Source organism: Idiomarina rhizosphaerae, assembly GCF_024159085.1.
Lineage (GTDB): Bacteria > Pseudomonadota > Gammaproteobacteria > Enterobacterales > Alteromonadaceae > Idiomarina > Idiomarina rhizosphaerae.
Window position 1 is genome coordinate 32,982 of the sequence record NZ_JAMZDE010000003.1, and the last position, 14,156, is coordinate 47,137.

Genomic DNA, 14,156 nt, shown 5'->3' on the forward strand with positions numbered 1-14,156 from the left:
AATGCCCCTAACGCCACTACCTGTACCATTAAACGACCCGAGCCGCCCATTTTTCGGTTCGCAATACAGCACCGATATACACCCGGGACATACCCATATTCTGGGGTTTGGTTTTGATGGTACCGCCTGTTTCCGTAAAGGCACCCGCGAAGGGCCTGACGGTTTACGTGCCGTTTCTGAAGACATCGAGTCATACTCCCCTTACCTTGATGCCGACTTAGAAGACCAAACCTTCTACGACTTAGGCAACCTGCGCCTGGGCTTTGATGATGACGAAGAAAAGCAGTGGCACCATGCGGTTCACGACTTTAATGCTATTTTTGACTCGCTTGATTTAGCAAAAGAGCAGATTAAACTGCTGACCTTGGGTGGCGAGCATTCTATTTCCTATGCGCCTATCGTTAAGTACTTAAAACAATACCCAGATATGGTTTTACTGCATCTGGATGCTCACGCTGATTTACGTGATGGTTTCCTCGGTTACCATTATTCGCACGCTTCTATCATTCGTCGTTCTGTCGATCACTTTGGTCCGGGTCATGAGCTGATTCAGTATGGCATCCGATCAGGCACTCGCGATGAATATCAGTGGATGAAAGAACACAAAACCATTCGCAGTTCACGCAAAGACTTTCTCGACAGTGTCGAAGCCATTGCCAAAGACCGTCCGGTTTATCTGACGCTGGATTTGGACTACTTCGATCCTTCTTTTTTACCGGGCACCGGTACACCAGAGCCTGGCGGTGAAGACTTCCATTCCTTTGTCAGTTTGATGAAACTCTTACGCCAAAAGAACCTGGTAGGTGCGGACGTAGTCGAGTTGTCTCCACAAATAGACCCAACCGGCAATTCTGACGTATTCGCCGCTAAAATTGTGCGTGAATTGTTACTCGTTTTACAACAGTCGGGAGCCTGAGATGTCAGACTGGAATATTGATCAAGCAGAAGAGCTCTATGGCGTTAACCGCTGGGGCGCGGGATACTTTTCTATTGGCGAGAACGGCAACATTCAAATTCGCCCGAACCACCGCTTACCCGACGTAACCATTGATATGAAAGAAGTGGTGGATGAGATTATTTCGGAAGGTATCCAGTTCCCGGCCGTTATTCGCTTTCACGACATTCTGCGCTCGCAAGTTGAAATTATTAACGAAACCTTTGGTAAACAGATAGAAGAAGCCAACTACCAAGGGCAATATTGCGGCGTATTCCCGATAAAAGTTAACCAGATGCGGGAAGTAGTTGAAGAAATTATGGACGCGGGCGAACCCTACAACTACGGTCTGGAAGCCGGTTCTAAGCCTGAATTAATGGCGGTAATGGCCTACAACGATAACCCTGAAGCTCTGACCATTCTCAATGGCTACAAAGACAAAGATTATCTCACTCTGGCTCTGCTTGGGCGTCAGCTTAAGCGCAAAATGATCATCGTGATTGAGAAGTTCAGCGAACTAGAAATGTTAATTCCGCTAGCCAAACAAATGGGTGTTGAGCCCATGATAGGCCTGCGTTCAAAAATGATGGTGAAAAGTTCTGGCAAATGGGCGGGCTCCAGCGGTGACCGGGCTAAATTTGGCCTGAGCATTGCTGAAATTCTTAACGTTATTGAGCGCCTGCGTGAAGAAGACATGCTGCATTGCGCTAAGCTGCTGCATTTCCATATTGGCAGCCAACTGTCCGATATTCGTAAAATTAAAGAAGCGGTCAACGAAGGCGCTCGTCTGTATGCCAAGTTAGTACTGGCAGGCGTGCCTTTAGAGTACCTCGATATTGGGGGCGGTTTAGGCATTGATTACGACGGTACCAGTACCACTAACGACTCTTCACGTAACTACTCCACAGAAGAGTACGTGGCTGACGTTGTCTGGGGTGTGAAACAAATTTGTGATCTGGAAAAGGTTCCTCACCCTAATTTGGTCAGCGAAAGTGGCCGCGCTATGACCGCACATCATAGCTGTGTAGTCACTAACATTGTCGGCGAAATGAAACCTGCGGGCACGCAGTTCGATATTTCCGCCAGCGATGACGAACACATTTTAGTTAAAAATATGCGCGAACTGCACAGCTCGGGCGACCAGTTCCACCCGCAGGAGCGTTACAACGACGCCGCCGGTTATAAGCAAAATGCCTATGAAGCTTTTAAACTGGGTATTTTATCGCTGAATGAAATGGCCAAACTGGATACCATGTACTGGCAGATACTGGCAGATATCCATCATTCGCTGGATAAAGACACCTATGTAATGCAGGAGCTGGAAGAACTGGAGGACATGCTCGCCAGCCAATACTTATGTAACTTTTCGGTGTTCCAGTCAGCGGCAGATACCTGGGCCATTGGGCAGGTGCTTCCGGTCGTACCTATTTCACGGCTGAACGAACAGCCAGAAGTACGCTGCTCAATTGTCGATATTACCTGCGATAGTGACGGTAAACTCGGTAAGTACATTGAAGGCACAGAAATTAGCGACCACATTCCCATGCATAACCTGCGCAAAGGCGAAGACTACCATGTTGGTTTATTCCTGACCGGCGCATATCAGGACGTTATGGGCGATATGCATAACCTGTTTGGGCGCTTAACCGAAGTGCATGTGTACTGCCACGACGACGAGCCCGGCGATTTCTATATTGAAGAAGTGGTACCGGGCACATCGGCCGAAAAAGTACTACAAACCATGCAGTACAATACCGAATACATGGCCAAAACGGTGAAAAAACAAATTGACCGTCAGGTACGAAAAGGCTCATTAGCGCCACGTGAAGGTGTCCGCTGGACAAACTTCTACGAACACTGCTTAGCCGGGAGCACCTACTTACGCGTTGAATAATTCACCAAAACAGGCGTGTAGTGCGCAATTACTGAGCAAACAGTAGAAAAGGTACAAAAAGCGGTTGACTCGAAACTGAAAAAAACGTTTAATACGCCTCGTTGCCCGGATAGCTCAGTCGGTAGAGCAGAGGATTGAAAATCCTCGTGTCGGTGGTTCGATTCCGCCTCCGGGCACCACATATTGCAAGGCCTCGCTGGAAACAGCGGGGCTTTTTTGTTTCTGTAGCCTGATGTTCACATCAGGTGCGATATCTCACCTGACATAAATGTCAGGCTACATACCAGAAAACAATATTTGACCATAGAACCTGACGTGAAACGTCAGGCTACATGCTCGCAGATCACAGAAGGTTAAAAGGGTCATCCACTGAGCGAGATGGCTCAGTAAACCAAAAAACCCCCTCTTCGCTCATATAAAAGTGGTCTTCCAGGCGCACGCCAAACTTTTCCGGGTTAATTACCATAGGTTCATTACTAAAGCACATGCCCGGTGCTAGTTTAGTCTTATCACCACCGACTAAATACGGCCATTCATGCAAGTCCATACCTATACCATGGCCTGTTCTGTGCGGTACGCCGGGTAATTGATAGTCGGCTTTTAAGCCCAGTTCGTTCAATTTAACCCGAACTGCGTCATCAACGGATTCGCAGGTTTTACCGATATGAACCGCATCAAAAGCAGCCTGCTGTAAATCTCGTTCGTATTGCCAAAATGCCCGTTGCTCTTCAGTCGCGTTGCCAAAGGGGTAAGTACGGGTAATATCAGAGTGATACCCGTGCAGCTTGCAACCGGTATCTATAAGTACCCAGTCGTCTTTTCCTAATTTCTGCTCGTAATTAACGCCGTGCGGGTAGCTGGTTCCCTTGCCAAATAACACAATGCAGAAAAACGAGCCGGACGCACCAACCTTGCGGTGTGCTTCATTAATAAAAGCTCTGACTTCAGAAGCAGTTACCCCCTCGTGCAGCATGGCACCGGTGGCTCTGTGCACCGCCATGGTCATATCCATTGCCGCCTGAATTAACGCCAGTTCTGCGGGCGACTTATGCATACGGCAGGCAGCGGTAATGACTTTTGCGTCGCACATTGTTTTGGCTGGTTTACGCTCTTCCAGCTTTGCCACAACGCTGTATGGTGTGGACTCATCCAACGCCAGTTTATAGCCTTCAGAAAACTGCTCAGTTAAAAAGTCCAGCAACCCTTCATAAGGTGATTCATGCTCGTCCCACAAAAGCGTATCCATGGGCAGTACCATTGCCTGAGTTAACGAACCGACTTCAAACGCGGGTGCTATCAAGGTTACATTGCCCTCAACCGGGAGAATAGCTCCAACTAGGCGCTCACTGGGGTACCACTTTAAGCCGGTGAAATACTCCAGGTTAGTACCTGCGTTTAAATACATAGCGCTGATGCCTTGTTCCCGCATCAGTTTCTGCGCCTTAGTAACACGCTGTTGGTATTCTTCCAGTGCAATAGGTTGAACACCTTCGGTCATATCCTCCAACGCGCTGAGAGCTTCCTCAGCCCGCGCAATTCCCACGCCATGGGTCATAAATATTCCTCTTATTAGTTGGGCATCTCACCTGATGCGAAAGTATCAGGCTAAGTTTTGCTGTTTTGGGTATCGTTTTGCTGTTTTGAACATCTCACCTGATGCAATAGCATCAGGCTACATCAAATACGCCTTAACTTCCTTCAGCCGTGCAATGTAATCCGGACTAAAGACATTCTCTGCACGTTCAATATAAGCGCCTAAGTCAACGTACTTCAGCGCATTTTGAAAGTAGAATCTATCGGCAAAGGGCTGCATTTTTTCCGTTCCAAAAATAGCCTTTATCTGCCCGAAGTACCTTTCAATATCATTAACCATAGACACCATATGCCAGTCGCTACCGTACATCATTTTATCGGCAAGTTTAAAAGGTTTGTCGGTAGTCGCTTCACGCGTTAGCTCTATCTCAAGTCGTTTAGCCAGACTTGCCTGTGCTTTCTTGCTTCCAACAATTTCGTGCAGGTAGGACAAATCACAATAGACATGCTGGTAGCGCCGACACAGCTCAACAACTTTACGAGCGTAGTTATTGGGGTCATTCCATTCGTCTTCCGTATCCGACAGCCACCCTTTAACCCAGCGTCCGTTCATTTTTCGCTTTCCGCCACCAGCATGGCCAAAGCATAACCTCATGGTTTCTCTCTGCTTATTCTTTGTCAGCGCCTGTTCCCAATAATCCGGGTCTGAATTCAGACCCGAGCCTTTATAGGCTTGAAAGCCTTCTGGAGTGCAGTGAGTGAAAACTGGAATGGAATACTCCACACAAAAATCCAGAAAGTAATCAACAATTCGTTCCACGTTAGGTTCATTGCCTGCAGGCTTGTACCCCATAGGAGGATAAAACTTGAACCCTGCCTTACCATGTTCTAATGATCTTTCTATAGCATCACGAAGCACGCGGTCAGAGGGAGATTGAGAGACAAAACGTAAAGGGTCAAAAGCGGAGAAGCCAAGGACTATTCCATCCGAAAAATTCTCCAACGCCGTCATGCGTTCTAACTGCTGATCATAAAAATCGTACTTGGGGTTATCGTCGAACGGAGAAGCCATATCCATCATGTAATGAAAAAATACATAACGTTCTGAGAAGTTGTCGTAATAGCCTTTTAACCGCTTAAGTATCCCGACTTCGCTACGCAGCATATTCAGGACAAAATCTATTTTGTCCGCAGCGTCTTCCAGAAACTCCAGTGACTTACGCAGCATTCGCTCAATCATTTTGTGAATGCCTGAGAACCAGCCTGATATTTTATCTTGAGCGTGATTTTCTGCTTTGAAAGTCCATTTCGTTTTTATGTAATCTAATTCAAGTTCCTGAGCCGATTCACTGTCACCGTAATACTGGTGTATTTCCTTCAGAACTGAATACAGCTCGCTGTTTACGAATTGCTCCTGATAGACTTCGACTAACTCTGGCTTGCTACCACCGTCTGCCAATGACTCTTCTACCAAGTAATGCTCTATCTCAATACAAACCAGATTGGCAAACTCATTACAGATTTTTTCAGTGGCGCCTTTTTTCGATGCTACTGAAAACGATTCTAGCCGCTCTTTTAGCGTGGAACTAGCGGTTAGGGAATAGGCCAGTTTGCTAATCAGCTTTGCCGATAGTTTCCAAATCCCCCAACTCTCAAGAATCCCCTGCAAAGGCACATAACGAGCGTTAAAAAGGTGGGTATGGGCATCAACAACGAAAGGTAGTTTACTCATAGCCGTATCCGTTTGAAGTAACCTGATTTTTCTAGGTTTTAGTTAAGTTATTAGTAGTCGAGCAAAATCCAAGCTACGCCGCTTCCTCCTCAGAAGTTGCCTTCACTACTTTATCTTCATAATACTTATCCACAACAATTTCAAAATCTGTGTATAAGGCCACAGGTTTTGACATGTTATTTCCATGCTTTTCAATTTTTAAAAAGCCCTTTTCTGAGAGAGTGCTTAATGTTTTTGACAGATTGGACTTATGACGCCCGCTCAGCTCAGCTAATTCAGCCAAGCTTTGTGGTTGAGCTTTATCAATCAACCTTAATAATTCAATGTTTCGTTCATTCAAAATATGCGAAACCGCAGCCATAGAGGTATACCAAACTTTGGGCTCACTGGCATCTGATTCGTATTTTCCGGCAGCAATCGCAAGCATTCTTTTTCTGATAAGAGCTTCCGACATAATTCCTATTTTAGCTTTCATCATATTGCTCCTTATTTACTGCTTAACCGCTCAATAGTGTCATCAATACCAATAAAAAAGTCTTCTATAAGCTGAAATGCACTAGAAAACTCATAAGGTACACCTTTATCTGATAAATGCCGGTGTTTATGGTCATAAGCGTGCCTTTTACCATTCACTTTTGACGCTTTTGATGCCTTAATACCGTGCGCGTTATCCATCCCAAAAACACGTTTGTTGCTTCTATCGTGCAGAGTTAAGTTATACCTAATTCCATGGGGGATATGCTTTGAAGGCTTCACACGCCAAGCCTCGACTTTATACCAGTACCCATCACTTCTATGTACTTGAGTGCCATGCAGTTCCAATAAATAGTCAATTCCACTATCACTCATTAACTCATATTTCATCCATGAAAGAAGTTATGACATAAACATAACCCACTAAAAGCCTGAATGCCAAGTACCGAAAGAAGAAAAGCATGTAATCCAATTCTATTTAATTAACGGCAAGAATATTTGTTGAATAGCCAATTTCGCCATAATTTGGCTTTTTAACACGACGTAGTCGAATGAAAATTTTTTAACCGATTGATTTTATTTAATTTTATTTCTGGCCTAAGAATTGCTTTGTTGTCCATAATAAGAAGATAAGAACAACAAGGAAACATCATGAGTGTAAAATTTGAAGACCGTCCACTGGAAAAAGTCCGCGAAGAGACTATCGATCAGCTGGTCATGAACTACGGCCACGGTGAATTATCTGAAGAGGCTTTTGAACGTCGGCTTGATCAAGCTATGGACGCAACTGAACATAGCCAGCTGGCCGAATTGGTAGAAGACCTGGAGCTGACGCCAGATACCTCTTACGACAGCATGAAAGAGCAGAAATTCTCGCCACATTATGGCGAAGGACGCGTTCAACCAACGGAAAAGGTGATATCCATACTGTCTTCTAATGAGCGCTGCGGCGTGTGGACAGTGCCGCGTGAAATCACCATCTACTCTCTGCTAGGCTCTGTAGAGCTGGACTTTACTGATGCCGTATTTCAGCACCCGGACGTCACTATCAAAATTATTGGCGGGCTTTCAAGTCTTGAAGTTTTTGTGCCCGAAGAAATTACCATTAGCACCAACGTCTTTAGTGTTCTTGGCTCCACCGAAAATAAAGCGCCCTCAATGGGCAACCTAAAGCAAGCTCCGCATATACGAATTGAAGGCTTCCAGTTGCTTGGCTCGGTTGAAGTGAAAGTAAAACGCACCATAAAAGAGAAGTTCGTAGCCTTTGCTAATAGCTTAAAGGGCACCTTTCAATCTCGCTAAAGCAGGCATAGGTTAATTCAGCTGCGTGTCGACGACCGCTGGCCTAATCTAAAAGCCTGGTACGAACGTATGAAACAGCGCGACTCATCAAAGGTTTAAGGAATAAACATGATTGAACTCTACACATCAGCAACCCCCAATGGTTATAAAGCCACGGTCACCTTAGAAGAAATGGGGCTGGACTATAACCTGCACCATGTGCAGTTGCAGGAGAATGAGCAAAAACGCCCGGAGTTTCTAAAAATGAACCCTAACGGCCGTATTCCGGTGATTGTCGATAAAAATAACGATGATTTCGCGGTATTCGAGTCCGGCGCTATTATGTTGTACCTGGCGGAAACCTACGACAAGCTCAATCCTAAAGACCCGAAAGAACGTTCACGTATGATCCAGTGGCTGATGTTTCAGATGGGTGGCATTGGCCCCATGATGGGTCAGGCCAATGTCTTCTATCGGTATTTTCCGGAGAAGCTGCCTTCAGCCATTGAGCGCTACCAGAATGAAACCCGCCGATTGTTTGAAGTGCTGAACACACGTTTAGGTGAATCTGAATATTTAGCGGGTGATAACTTCTCGTTAGCGGATATTGCCAACTGGTGCTGGGTGCGTACCCATGACTGGTCCGGTGTGAGTCTGGATGGTCTGGAGAACTTAAAACGCTGGATGAACACCATTAGTGAGCGCCCAGCCTGCCAACGCGGCGTAACAAAGCCGGAGCGGATGGGCGACCCTGACGAACTGGTCAAGAGCGCCCAGAAAATGGTACAGCGTTAAGCCGCAGCGAGCTGCGCCAGATACTCATCGTAACTGCCGGCAAAGTCACGTAAGCCTTTGTCGGTAATTTCGATAATACGCGTGGCCAGTGACGACACGAACTCTCGGTCATGGCTAACAAACAGCAAAGTGCCTTCAAACTGTTCCAGTGCCAGGTTCAACGACTCTATCGACTCCATATCCAAATGGTTGGTCGGTTCGTCCATCACCAGAATGTTCGGGCGTTGCAATATCAGTTTACCGAAAATCATTCGCCCTTTTTCACCACCGGATAAAATCGATACCGGCTTTTGAATATCGTCTGAAGAGAACAACATACGACCCAGAACACCACGAATGGCCTGCTCGTCATCACCCGGCTTCTTCCACTGATACATCCACTCGTATACGGTCATTTCCTGCTTAAACCAGTGGGCGTGATCCTGCGCGTAATAACCTATAGCCGCGTTTTCAGACCATTTGATACTGCCTGAGTCCGGCGTGTATTCGCCCATCAGGCATTTCAACAACGTGGTTTTACCGATACCGTTGGCACCAATAATGGCGACTTTTTCACCCACTTCTATCGAGGTACTCAAGCCTTTTAAGACCGCTTCGTCTTCGAAGCTCTTACGCACGTTTTCGGTTTCAAGCGCTAACCGGTAGAGTTTCTTTTCCTGGGTAAAACGAATGTACGGATTAACACGACTGGAGGCTTTAACCTCGTCCAGCTGAATTTTCTCCATTTGTTTCTGGCGCGAGGTCGCCTGCTTAGCTTTCGAGGCATTCGCCGAGAAACGGCTGACAAAGCTCTGCAGCTCGGCAATTTTCTCTTTCTTCTTGGCGTTATCGCTCATTAACTGCTCGCGCGCCTGAGTCGCCGCGAACATGTATTCGTCGTAGTTGCCCGGGTACACACGCAGCTCGCCATAGTCAATGTCAGCCATGTGCGTACAAACCGTGTTCAGAAAGTGACGGTCGTGCGAGATAATGATCATGGTGCTTTGCTTTTCGGCTAATACGCCTTCCAGCCAACGAATGGTGTTAATGTCCAGGTTGTTGGTCGGTTCGTCCAGCAACATAATATCCGGCTCGGAAAACAGTACCTGCGCCAGTAACACCCGAATTTTTACACCCGGTGCCAGCGCCGACATCAGCCCAAAGTGCTGCTCTACCGGTATGCCCAGCCCCAGCAATAACTCACCGGCGCGTGACTCCGCAGTATAACCATCCATTTCAGCAAATTCGGTTTCCAGGTCGGCCACACGCATGCCGTCTTCTTCGCTCATTTCGCCGCTGCTGTAGATGCGGTCACGCTCTTCTTTTACCGCCCACAGCTCTTCGTGCCCCATAATAACGGCATCAACGACACTGTAGTCTTCGTAAGCAAATTGATCCTGACGCAACTTACCGATGCGAATATTAGGTTCCAGCGACACATTGCCAGCCGAAGGCTCCTGCTCACCACTTAATATGCGCATAAAGGTCGACTTACCGCAGCCATTAGCGCCTATCAGGCCATAACGGTTACCGTTGCCGAATTTAACAGAAATATTCTCAAAAAGAGGCTTTGCACCAAATTGCATGGTGATATTTGCAGCAGAAATCACGTAGTCAACATCCAGGATCATAGGGTAAAAATTGAGCGCGCAATGTACGTGTTTTTCGCGTAAATTACAAAGAAAGATTCACTATAATAGGTAAATAGATTATGCAAATGTCCTGGACAGACATCTCTTCTGGTTTAGATAGGATCTGGAATATCGAGCTGTGGAAAGCGGGAGACGCTCAGATATACCTCAGCCAGGTGATTATCGCTATTACGCTGATTGTTGTTGGCATCATTGTCATACGCTGGATAGGCTCCAGCCTGGTTAAACGTGCCTTAAAGTCCAGCCATGCGTCGCAGAACACCATTTACGCTTTTCGTAAGTTGTTCTCTTTTCTGGGCTACGTGCTTATTGTTCTTATTGCCCTACCGGTCGCTGGCATCCCTATTACTATATTCGCGGTTTTAGGTGGTGCATTAGCCATTGGTGTCGGTTTTGGTGCCCAGAACCTGCTCAACAACCTTATTTCCGGCATGATATTAATTGCCGAACGCCCTATTCGCATTGGCGATATTGTAGAGCTGGAAAACGAACGTGGCCGTATCGAAGAAATAGGTAACCGCTGCGTCCGCATCAAACGTTTCGACGGTGTGCATGTGCTGGTACCGAACAGTTACTTTCTGGAGCAACGCGTAGTAAACTGGACACTGGTTTCCACTGAAATACGCAGCACAGTGACTGTTGGCGTTGCCTATGGCTCTCCGATAGACAAGGTTCGCGAATTGATGATGGAAGCGGCCAGCCAACACGAAAAAATAGTTCAACGCTTACCCTTTGAGGTTTTCTTCGACGAGTTTGGCGACAACAGCCTGACCTTCAATTTGCTGTTCTGGACAGAAGTAGAAGCCCCTATGGATATTCGCCGGGTGCAGTCTGATATCCGCTTTAAACTGGATAAGCTTTTCGCCGAGAACGATATTGTTATCGCCTTCCCACAGCGCGACGTGCATTTGGATACCCTGAAGCCGTTAGAGATAAAGATGACGTAGCCTGATGTTCACATCAGGTGAGATATTGAACCTGACATAAATGTCAGGCTACCTCACTTTGTCAGGTGAGATATTGGATAGAGCATAAAAAACGCCAGGCTACGTCTATGTAGCCTGACGTTCACGTCAGGTGAGATATTGGACCTGACATAAATGTCAGGCTACAGCACCCATCAATCAGAACTCGTAGCTATAACTCAAGCTAAACACGGTTCCAACTTCTTTACTACGAACTAGAATATCCGACTGAGTCACTTCCTGATCTTCCCCAAGAATGTTCTTCACCTTGAAGCCGATTTTAGAATTAAAGCTCGGATAATAGCTGTAAACCAAATCCAGTGAATGGAAGGGTTGCTCGTAAGCATCCTCACGTCCACCGATACCGGCCGCTAAGATACGCTCACCAAACACGTTATACACCAGCGAAGTGGCATGTTCACCGTTAGCTGAGTCGTAGTTCAACTGGAAGTTGGCAACGTACTCAGAGTGTCCCGTCATACGCTTAGTCCGGTTGGTTAAGTTACCCGCCAATGCCGGATCAATCGACGCTTCAGAGTCACTCCAGGTTAAGTTACCAGAGGTAAAGAACCCGTTCGCCAGGTAACCTAAATCGTGCAGCCACTCAAGCTCAACACCATAGACTTCAGCTGATTCACCATTAACGTAACTTAAGGTGTAATCTTCATCGCCCACCTGAAGCACTGATTCAATGGGGTTCTTTATGTCCTTATAGAAAGCCGCAATAGTGTAATTGTCGCCATTATCGGCATAGTACTCAAAGCGTGCATCGTAGTTACGTAAATCACTGCTCTCTAAGCCAGCTCTTCCGAACGTACGAATGTCCGTAATTGGGTCGTAGTAAGCCACCGGCACTGTTTCACGTAAATCCGGACGCACAACGGTTTCGCCGTAACCAAAACGCAACTGATAATTATCACTGGCCATATAAGTCAGCGATAAAGCCGTGTAGAGGTCGTCTTCAGCAATGGTACTTTCAAGCACACGCTCAGGATTGAAATAATTATTTAAATCCTGCTCACTAAAAATTAAGCTCGATGTTGCCAGAGAAACCTGTTTAAAATCTTCATAACGAACACCACCACTTACACGCCAGGTATTATCGAATATTGCGTCGAATTCACCGTAATAGGCATCAATTTTCTGGGCTGCCAGATAGTCATCCGCATTTGGCGCACTGGGTTCACGGAAAGAAATACGGAAGTCGTTGTCATCTATAACATCATCCGTCAAATAACCTGTGACACCTAACACGTCATCTAAGTCGTCCAGCACTGACAAACGCGAACCCGATGCATTGTCCAGACTAAAGCGACTGGTACTGTAATAACGCGCTTTATCAACAAAGTCATAACCCGCTTTTAGCTCAAGCTCTATTCCGGAAAACGCAAGTGGTAATGAGAAATTACCGCCGTAAGATTTAACGTTATCTTCCATATCAACAAACTGGAAAATAGCACGGTTGTCATCGCCCGTTACTCGAGTTTCAGAGAAGTTACCCTCGGTGTCATAAATATCGTCAAAACGATACGAAACTTCGGTAGGAATATCCGTTTCCGCTTTTGATTCCGTATACTGCCAGTCGAAACCAATGCCCCAGTAGTCCATAAGAGTATGTTGGCCGCGGAACTGATCCACGTTTAAGACACGCTCTTCGTATTTGAATTCGTGCTCGCGGTTAGCAATACCGGTTCCGACTATAGTTTTCAGGTTACTGCCGTTCGGGCTTTGCTTGATACCAAACTCCGATTCATCTTCCGAGTCTTCAAGATAAATTTTGGTATAACTAACACTGTGTGTATCCAGTTCATAACCCGCAGTAAAGAAACCATTCAAGCGTTCCGTTTCTGTCGTTACTGTGGTTTCTTCAAAGGTGTTGTAACAAGACTTAGAGATGTCTTCGACCGTCGCCAGAGAAGTTGAACAATCAGCTGTTGCGTTGTTACTGATAACCGCATTTTTGCGTTCAGAAACATCCCAGTCATTATCGTAGGAAGCCGCGGCTAACACGCCTATGGTTCCACCGAAAAATGACTCGTCAAAGCTATTACCTAAGGTGGCTTTAAAGTCCATATTAGGATCTAAAGATTCTTTCTTCAGCACCATGTCTCGTGGTAACTGTTTAGCCAGCGACGCATTTATTACCCGAGCCTGATCCCCTGCACTATTTCCAGAACCGGTCAGACCGTCAGTATTAACAATATTACGTAGACTAAAGTCACCCTGATAGCGACCAATTGCGTCTTTTATGCCTGCCGGAATACCGCTGTCGTCCCGGTTATAGGTATAACCTTCGTCTGCGTTGCTGTTCATACCAACGCCCGCTTCAAGGCTAAAGACAAAGTCGTCAGGCAAAGAACGCGTACGAATATCAATATTACCGCCACCAAAAGCCGCTGGCATTGAAGGTGAAAACACCTTCTGCACTGCCATGCTTTCAATGATAGTTGATGGGATAATATCCAAAGGAATGACGTTACGGGTTAAATCCGGGCTGGGTATGCTGGCACCATTGATGCGGGCACTTGAATAACGCTCGCCTAAACCGCGCACATAAATAAATTTACCATCAACCAGGGTTAAACCGGTCACCCGGCGTAAAGCCGAGGCCGCGTCGCTGTCGCCAGAACGAGACAACTGCTCGGCACCCAGAATATCAGCCACAAAAGCCTGGTTTTTGCGTTCCTGAACAACAGCCGCGGCACTACCCTGCAAACGACTGCCAGTGGTAACCACTTCTTCAATCGTCGATTCGCGTTCAACGTCTGCTTCATCGGCTTGCTGAGCCAAAGCTGCCGGCGCAGAGGCAAACAACCCCAGTCCAACCGCTAAAGCAACAGGTTTGAGTTTGTATTGATTTTTCATAACCAACTCCTGCAATAAAATCGGAAAATAGGCGCAACACCGTTGCGCCTAT

11 protein-coding genes and 1 tRNA gene are annotated in these 14,156 nt (G+C 46.5%); 6 read left to right on the top strand and 6 right to left on the bottom strand.

The features are described 5' to 3' along the window. Window position 1 precedes the first annotated feature (1 nt). The 3 genes from speB (at window position 2) to NJR55_RS02630 (ending at window position 3,007) form a co-directional block, all read left to right on the top strand. Complete coding sequence (gene speB / locus NJR55_RS02620) at window positions 2–916, top strand: agmatinase (RefSeq protein ID WP_253617583.1); 915 nt, start codon at window positions 2–4, stop codon at window positions 914–916. Window position 917: 1 nt separating this feature from the next. After that, the gene (speA, locus tag NJR55_RS02625) at window positions 918–2,828 is read left to right on the top strand and encodes a biosynthetic arginine decarboxylase (protein WP_253617584.1); all 1,911 of its coding nucleotides are present in this window, start codon (window positions 918–920) and stop codon (window positions 2,826–2,828) included. A 103-nt stretch (window positions 2,829–2,931) separates the two neighbouring features. Then, window positions 2,932–3,007 (top strand) — tRNA-Phe (locus tag NJR55_RS02630). Between the two features lie 164 nt (window positions 3,008–3,171). On the opposite strand, the gene NJR55_RS02635 is transcribed toward NJR55_RS02630, so the two are convergent. The 4 genes from NJR55_RS02635 to NJR55_RS13755 form a co-directional block, all read right to left on the bottom strand. Beyond that, entirely contained in the window at window positions 3,172–4,383 is a 1,212-nt protein-coding gene (locus NJR55_RS02635) for a M24 family metallopeptidase (protein WP_253617585.1), read from the bottom strand. 117 nt (window positions 4,384–4,500) lie between these two features. After that, the gene (locus NJR55_RS02640) at window positions 4,501–6,093 is read right to left on the bottom strand and encodes an amidohydrolase family protein (RefSeq protein ID WP_253617586.1); all 1,593 of its coding nucleotides are present in this window, start codon (window positions 6,091–6,093) and stop codon (window positions 4,501–4,503) included. A 73-nt stretch (window positions 6,094–6,166) separates the two neighbouring features. Continuing rightward, window positions 6,167–6,571 carry an HVO_A0114 family putative DNA-binding protein gene (locus tag NJR55_RS02645; protein WP_253617588.1) on the bottom strand — a complete coding sequence of 135 codons (405 nt, stop codon included), beginning with the start codon at window positions 6,569–6,571 and terminating at the stop codon, window positions 6,167–6,169. Window positions 6,572–6,579: 8 nt separating this feature from the next. After that, complete coding sequence (locus tag NJR55_RS13755) at window positions 6,580–6,957, bottom strand: toxin-antitoxin system TumE family protein (protein WP_338034523.1); 378 nt, start codon at window positions 6,955–6,957, stop codon at window positions 6,580–6,582. Between the two features lie 261 nt (window positions 6,958–7,218). Between NJR55_RS13755 and NJR55_RS02655 the strand changes: the two genes are divergently transcribed. Both NJR55_RS02655 and NJR55_RS02660 read left to right on the top strand, forming a co-directional pair. After that, on the top strand, window positions 7,219–7,869 hold the full coding sequence (locus NJR55_RS02655) for a DUF1707 SHOCT-like domain-containing protein (RefSeq protein ID WP_253617592.1): 651 nt from the start codon (window positions 7,219–7,221) through the stop codon (window positions 7,867–7,869). A 108-nt stretch (window positions 7,870–7,977) separates the two neighbouring features. Then, window positions 7,978–8,643, top strand: coding sequence for a glutathione S-transferase family protein (locus NJR55_RS02660; RefSeq protein ID WP_253617594.1), 666 nt, complete (start codon window positions 7,978–7,980; stop codon window positions 8,641–8,643). Here the strand turns inward: NJR55_RS02660 and NJR55_RS02665 are convergent. Beyond that, window positions 8,640–10,232, bottom strand: coding sequence for an ABC-F family ATPase (locus tag NJR55_RS02665; RefSeq protein WP_253618044.1), 1,593 nt, complete (start codon window positions 10,230–10,232; stop codon window positions 8,640–8,642). The two genes, NJR55_RS02660 and NJR55_RS02665, sit on opposite strands and share 4 nt — an antisense overlap. A 101-nt stretch (window positions 10,233–10,333) precedes the next feature. Here NJR55_RS02665 and NJR55_RS02670 point away from each other — a divergent pair, with 101 nt between their 5' ends. Then, the gene (locus NJR55_RS02670) at window positions 10,334–11,221 is read left to right on the top strand and encodes a mechanosensitive ion channel family protein (protein ID WP_253617596.1); all 888 of its coding nucleotides are present in this window, start codon (window positions 10,334–10,336) and stop codon (window positions 11,219–11,221) included. Window positions 11,222–11,398: 177 nt separating this feature from the next. On the opposite strand, the gene NJR55_RS02675 is transcribed toward NJR55_RS02670, so the two are convergent. After that, window positions 11,399–14,104: a TonB-dependent receptor domain-containing protein gene (locus NJR55_RS02675; protein WP_253617598.1), complete on the bottom strand. Its 2,706-nt coding sequence runs from the start codon at window positions 14,102–14,104 to the stop codon at window positions 11,399–11,401. Between the last annotated feature and the right edge of the window lie 52 nt (window positions 14,105–14,156).

Coding starts and splice junctions, on each gene's coding strand:
- NJR55_RS02640 (WP_253617586.1), bottom strand. CDS start 6,093: ATGAGTAAACTACCTTTCGTTGTTGATGCCCATACCCACCTTTTTAAC.
- NJR55_RS02635 (WP_253617585.1), bottom strand. CDS start 4,383: ATGACCCATGGCGTGGGAATTGCGCGGGCTGAGGAAGCTCTCAGCGCG.
- NJR55_RS02655 (WP_253617592.1), top strand. CDS start 7,219: ATGAGTGTAAAATTTGAAGACCGTCCACTGGAAAAAGTCCGCGAAGAG.
- speB (WP_253617583.1), top strand. CDS start 2: ATGCCCCTAACGCCACTACCTGTACCATTAAACGACCCGAGCCGCCCA.
- NJR55_RS02645 (WP_253617588.1), bottom strand. CDS start 6,571: ATGATGAAAGCTAAAATAGGAATTATGTCGGAAGCTCTTATCAGAAAA.
- NJR55_RS02670 (WP_253617596.1), top strand. CDS start 10,334: ATGCAAATGTCCTGGACAGACATCTCTTCTGGTTTAGATAGGATCTGG.
- speA (WP_253617584.1), top strand. CDS start 918: ATGTCAGACTGGAATATTGATCAAGCAGAAGAGCTCTATGGCGTTAAC.
- NJR55_RS02660 (WP_253617594.1), top strand. CDS start 7,978: ATGATTGAACTCTACACATCAGCAACCCCCAATGGTTATAAAGCCACG.
- NJR55_RS13755 (WP_338034523.1), bottom strand. CDS start 6,957: ATGAAATATGAGTTAATGAGTGATAGTGGAATTGACTATTTATTGGAA.
- NJR55_RS02675 (WP_253617598.1), bottom strand. CDS start 14,104: ATGAAAAATCAATACAAACTCAAACCTGTTGCTTTAGCGGTTGGACTG.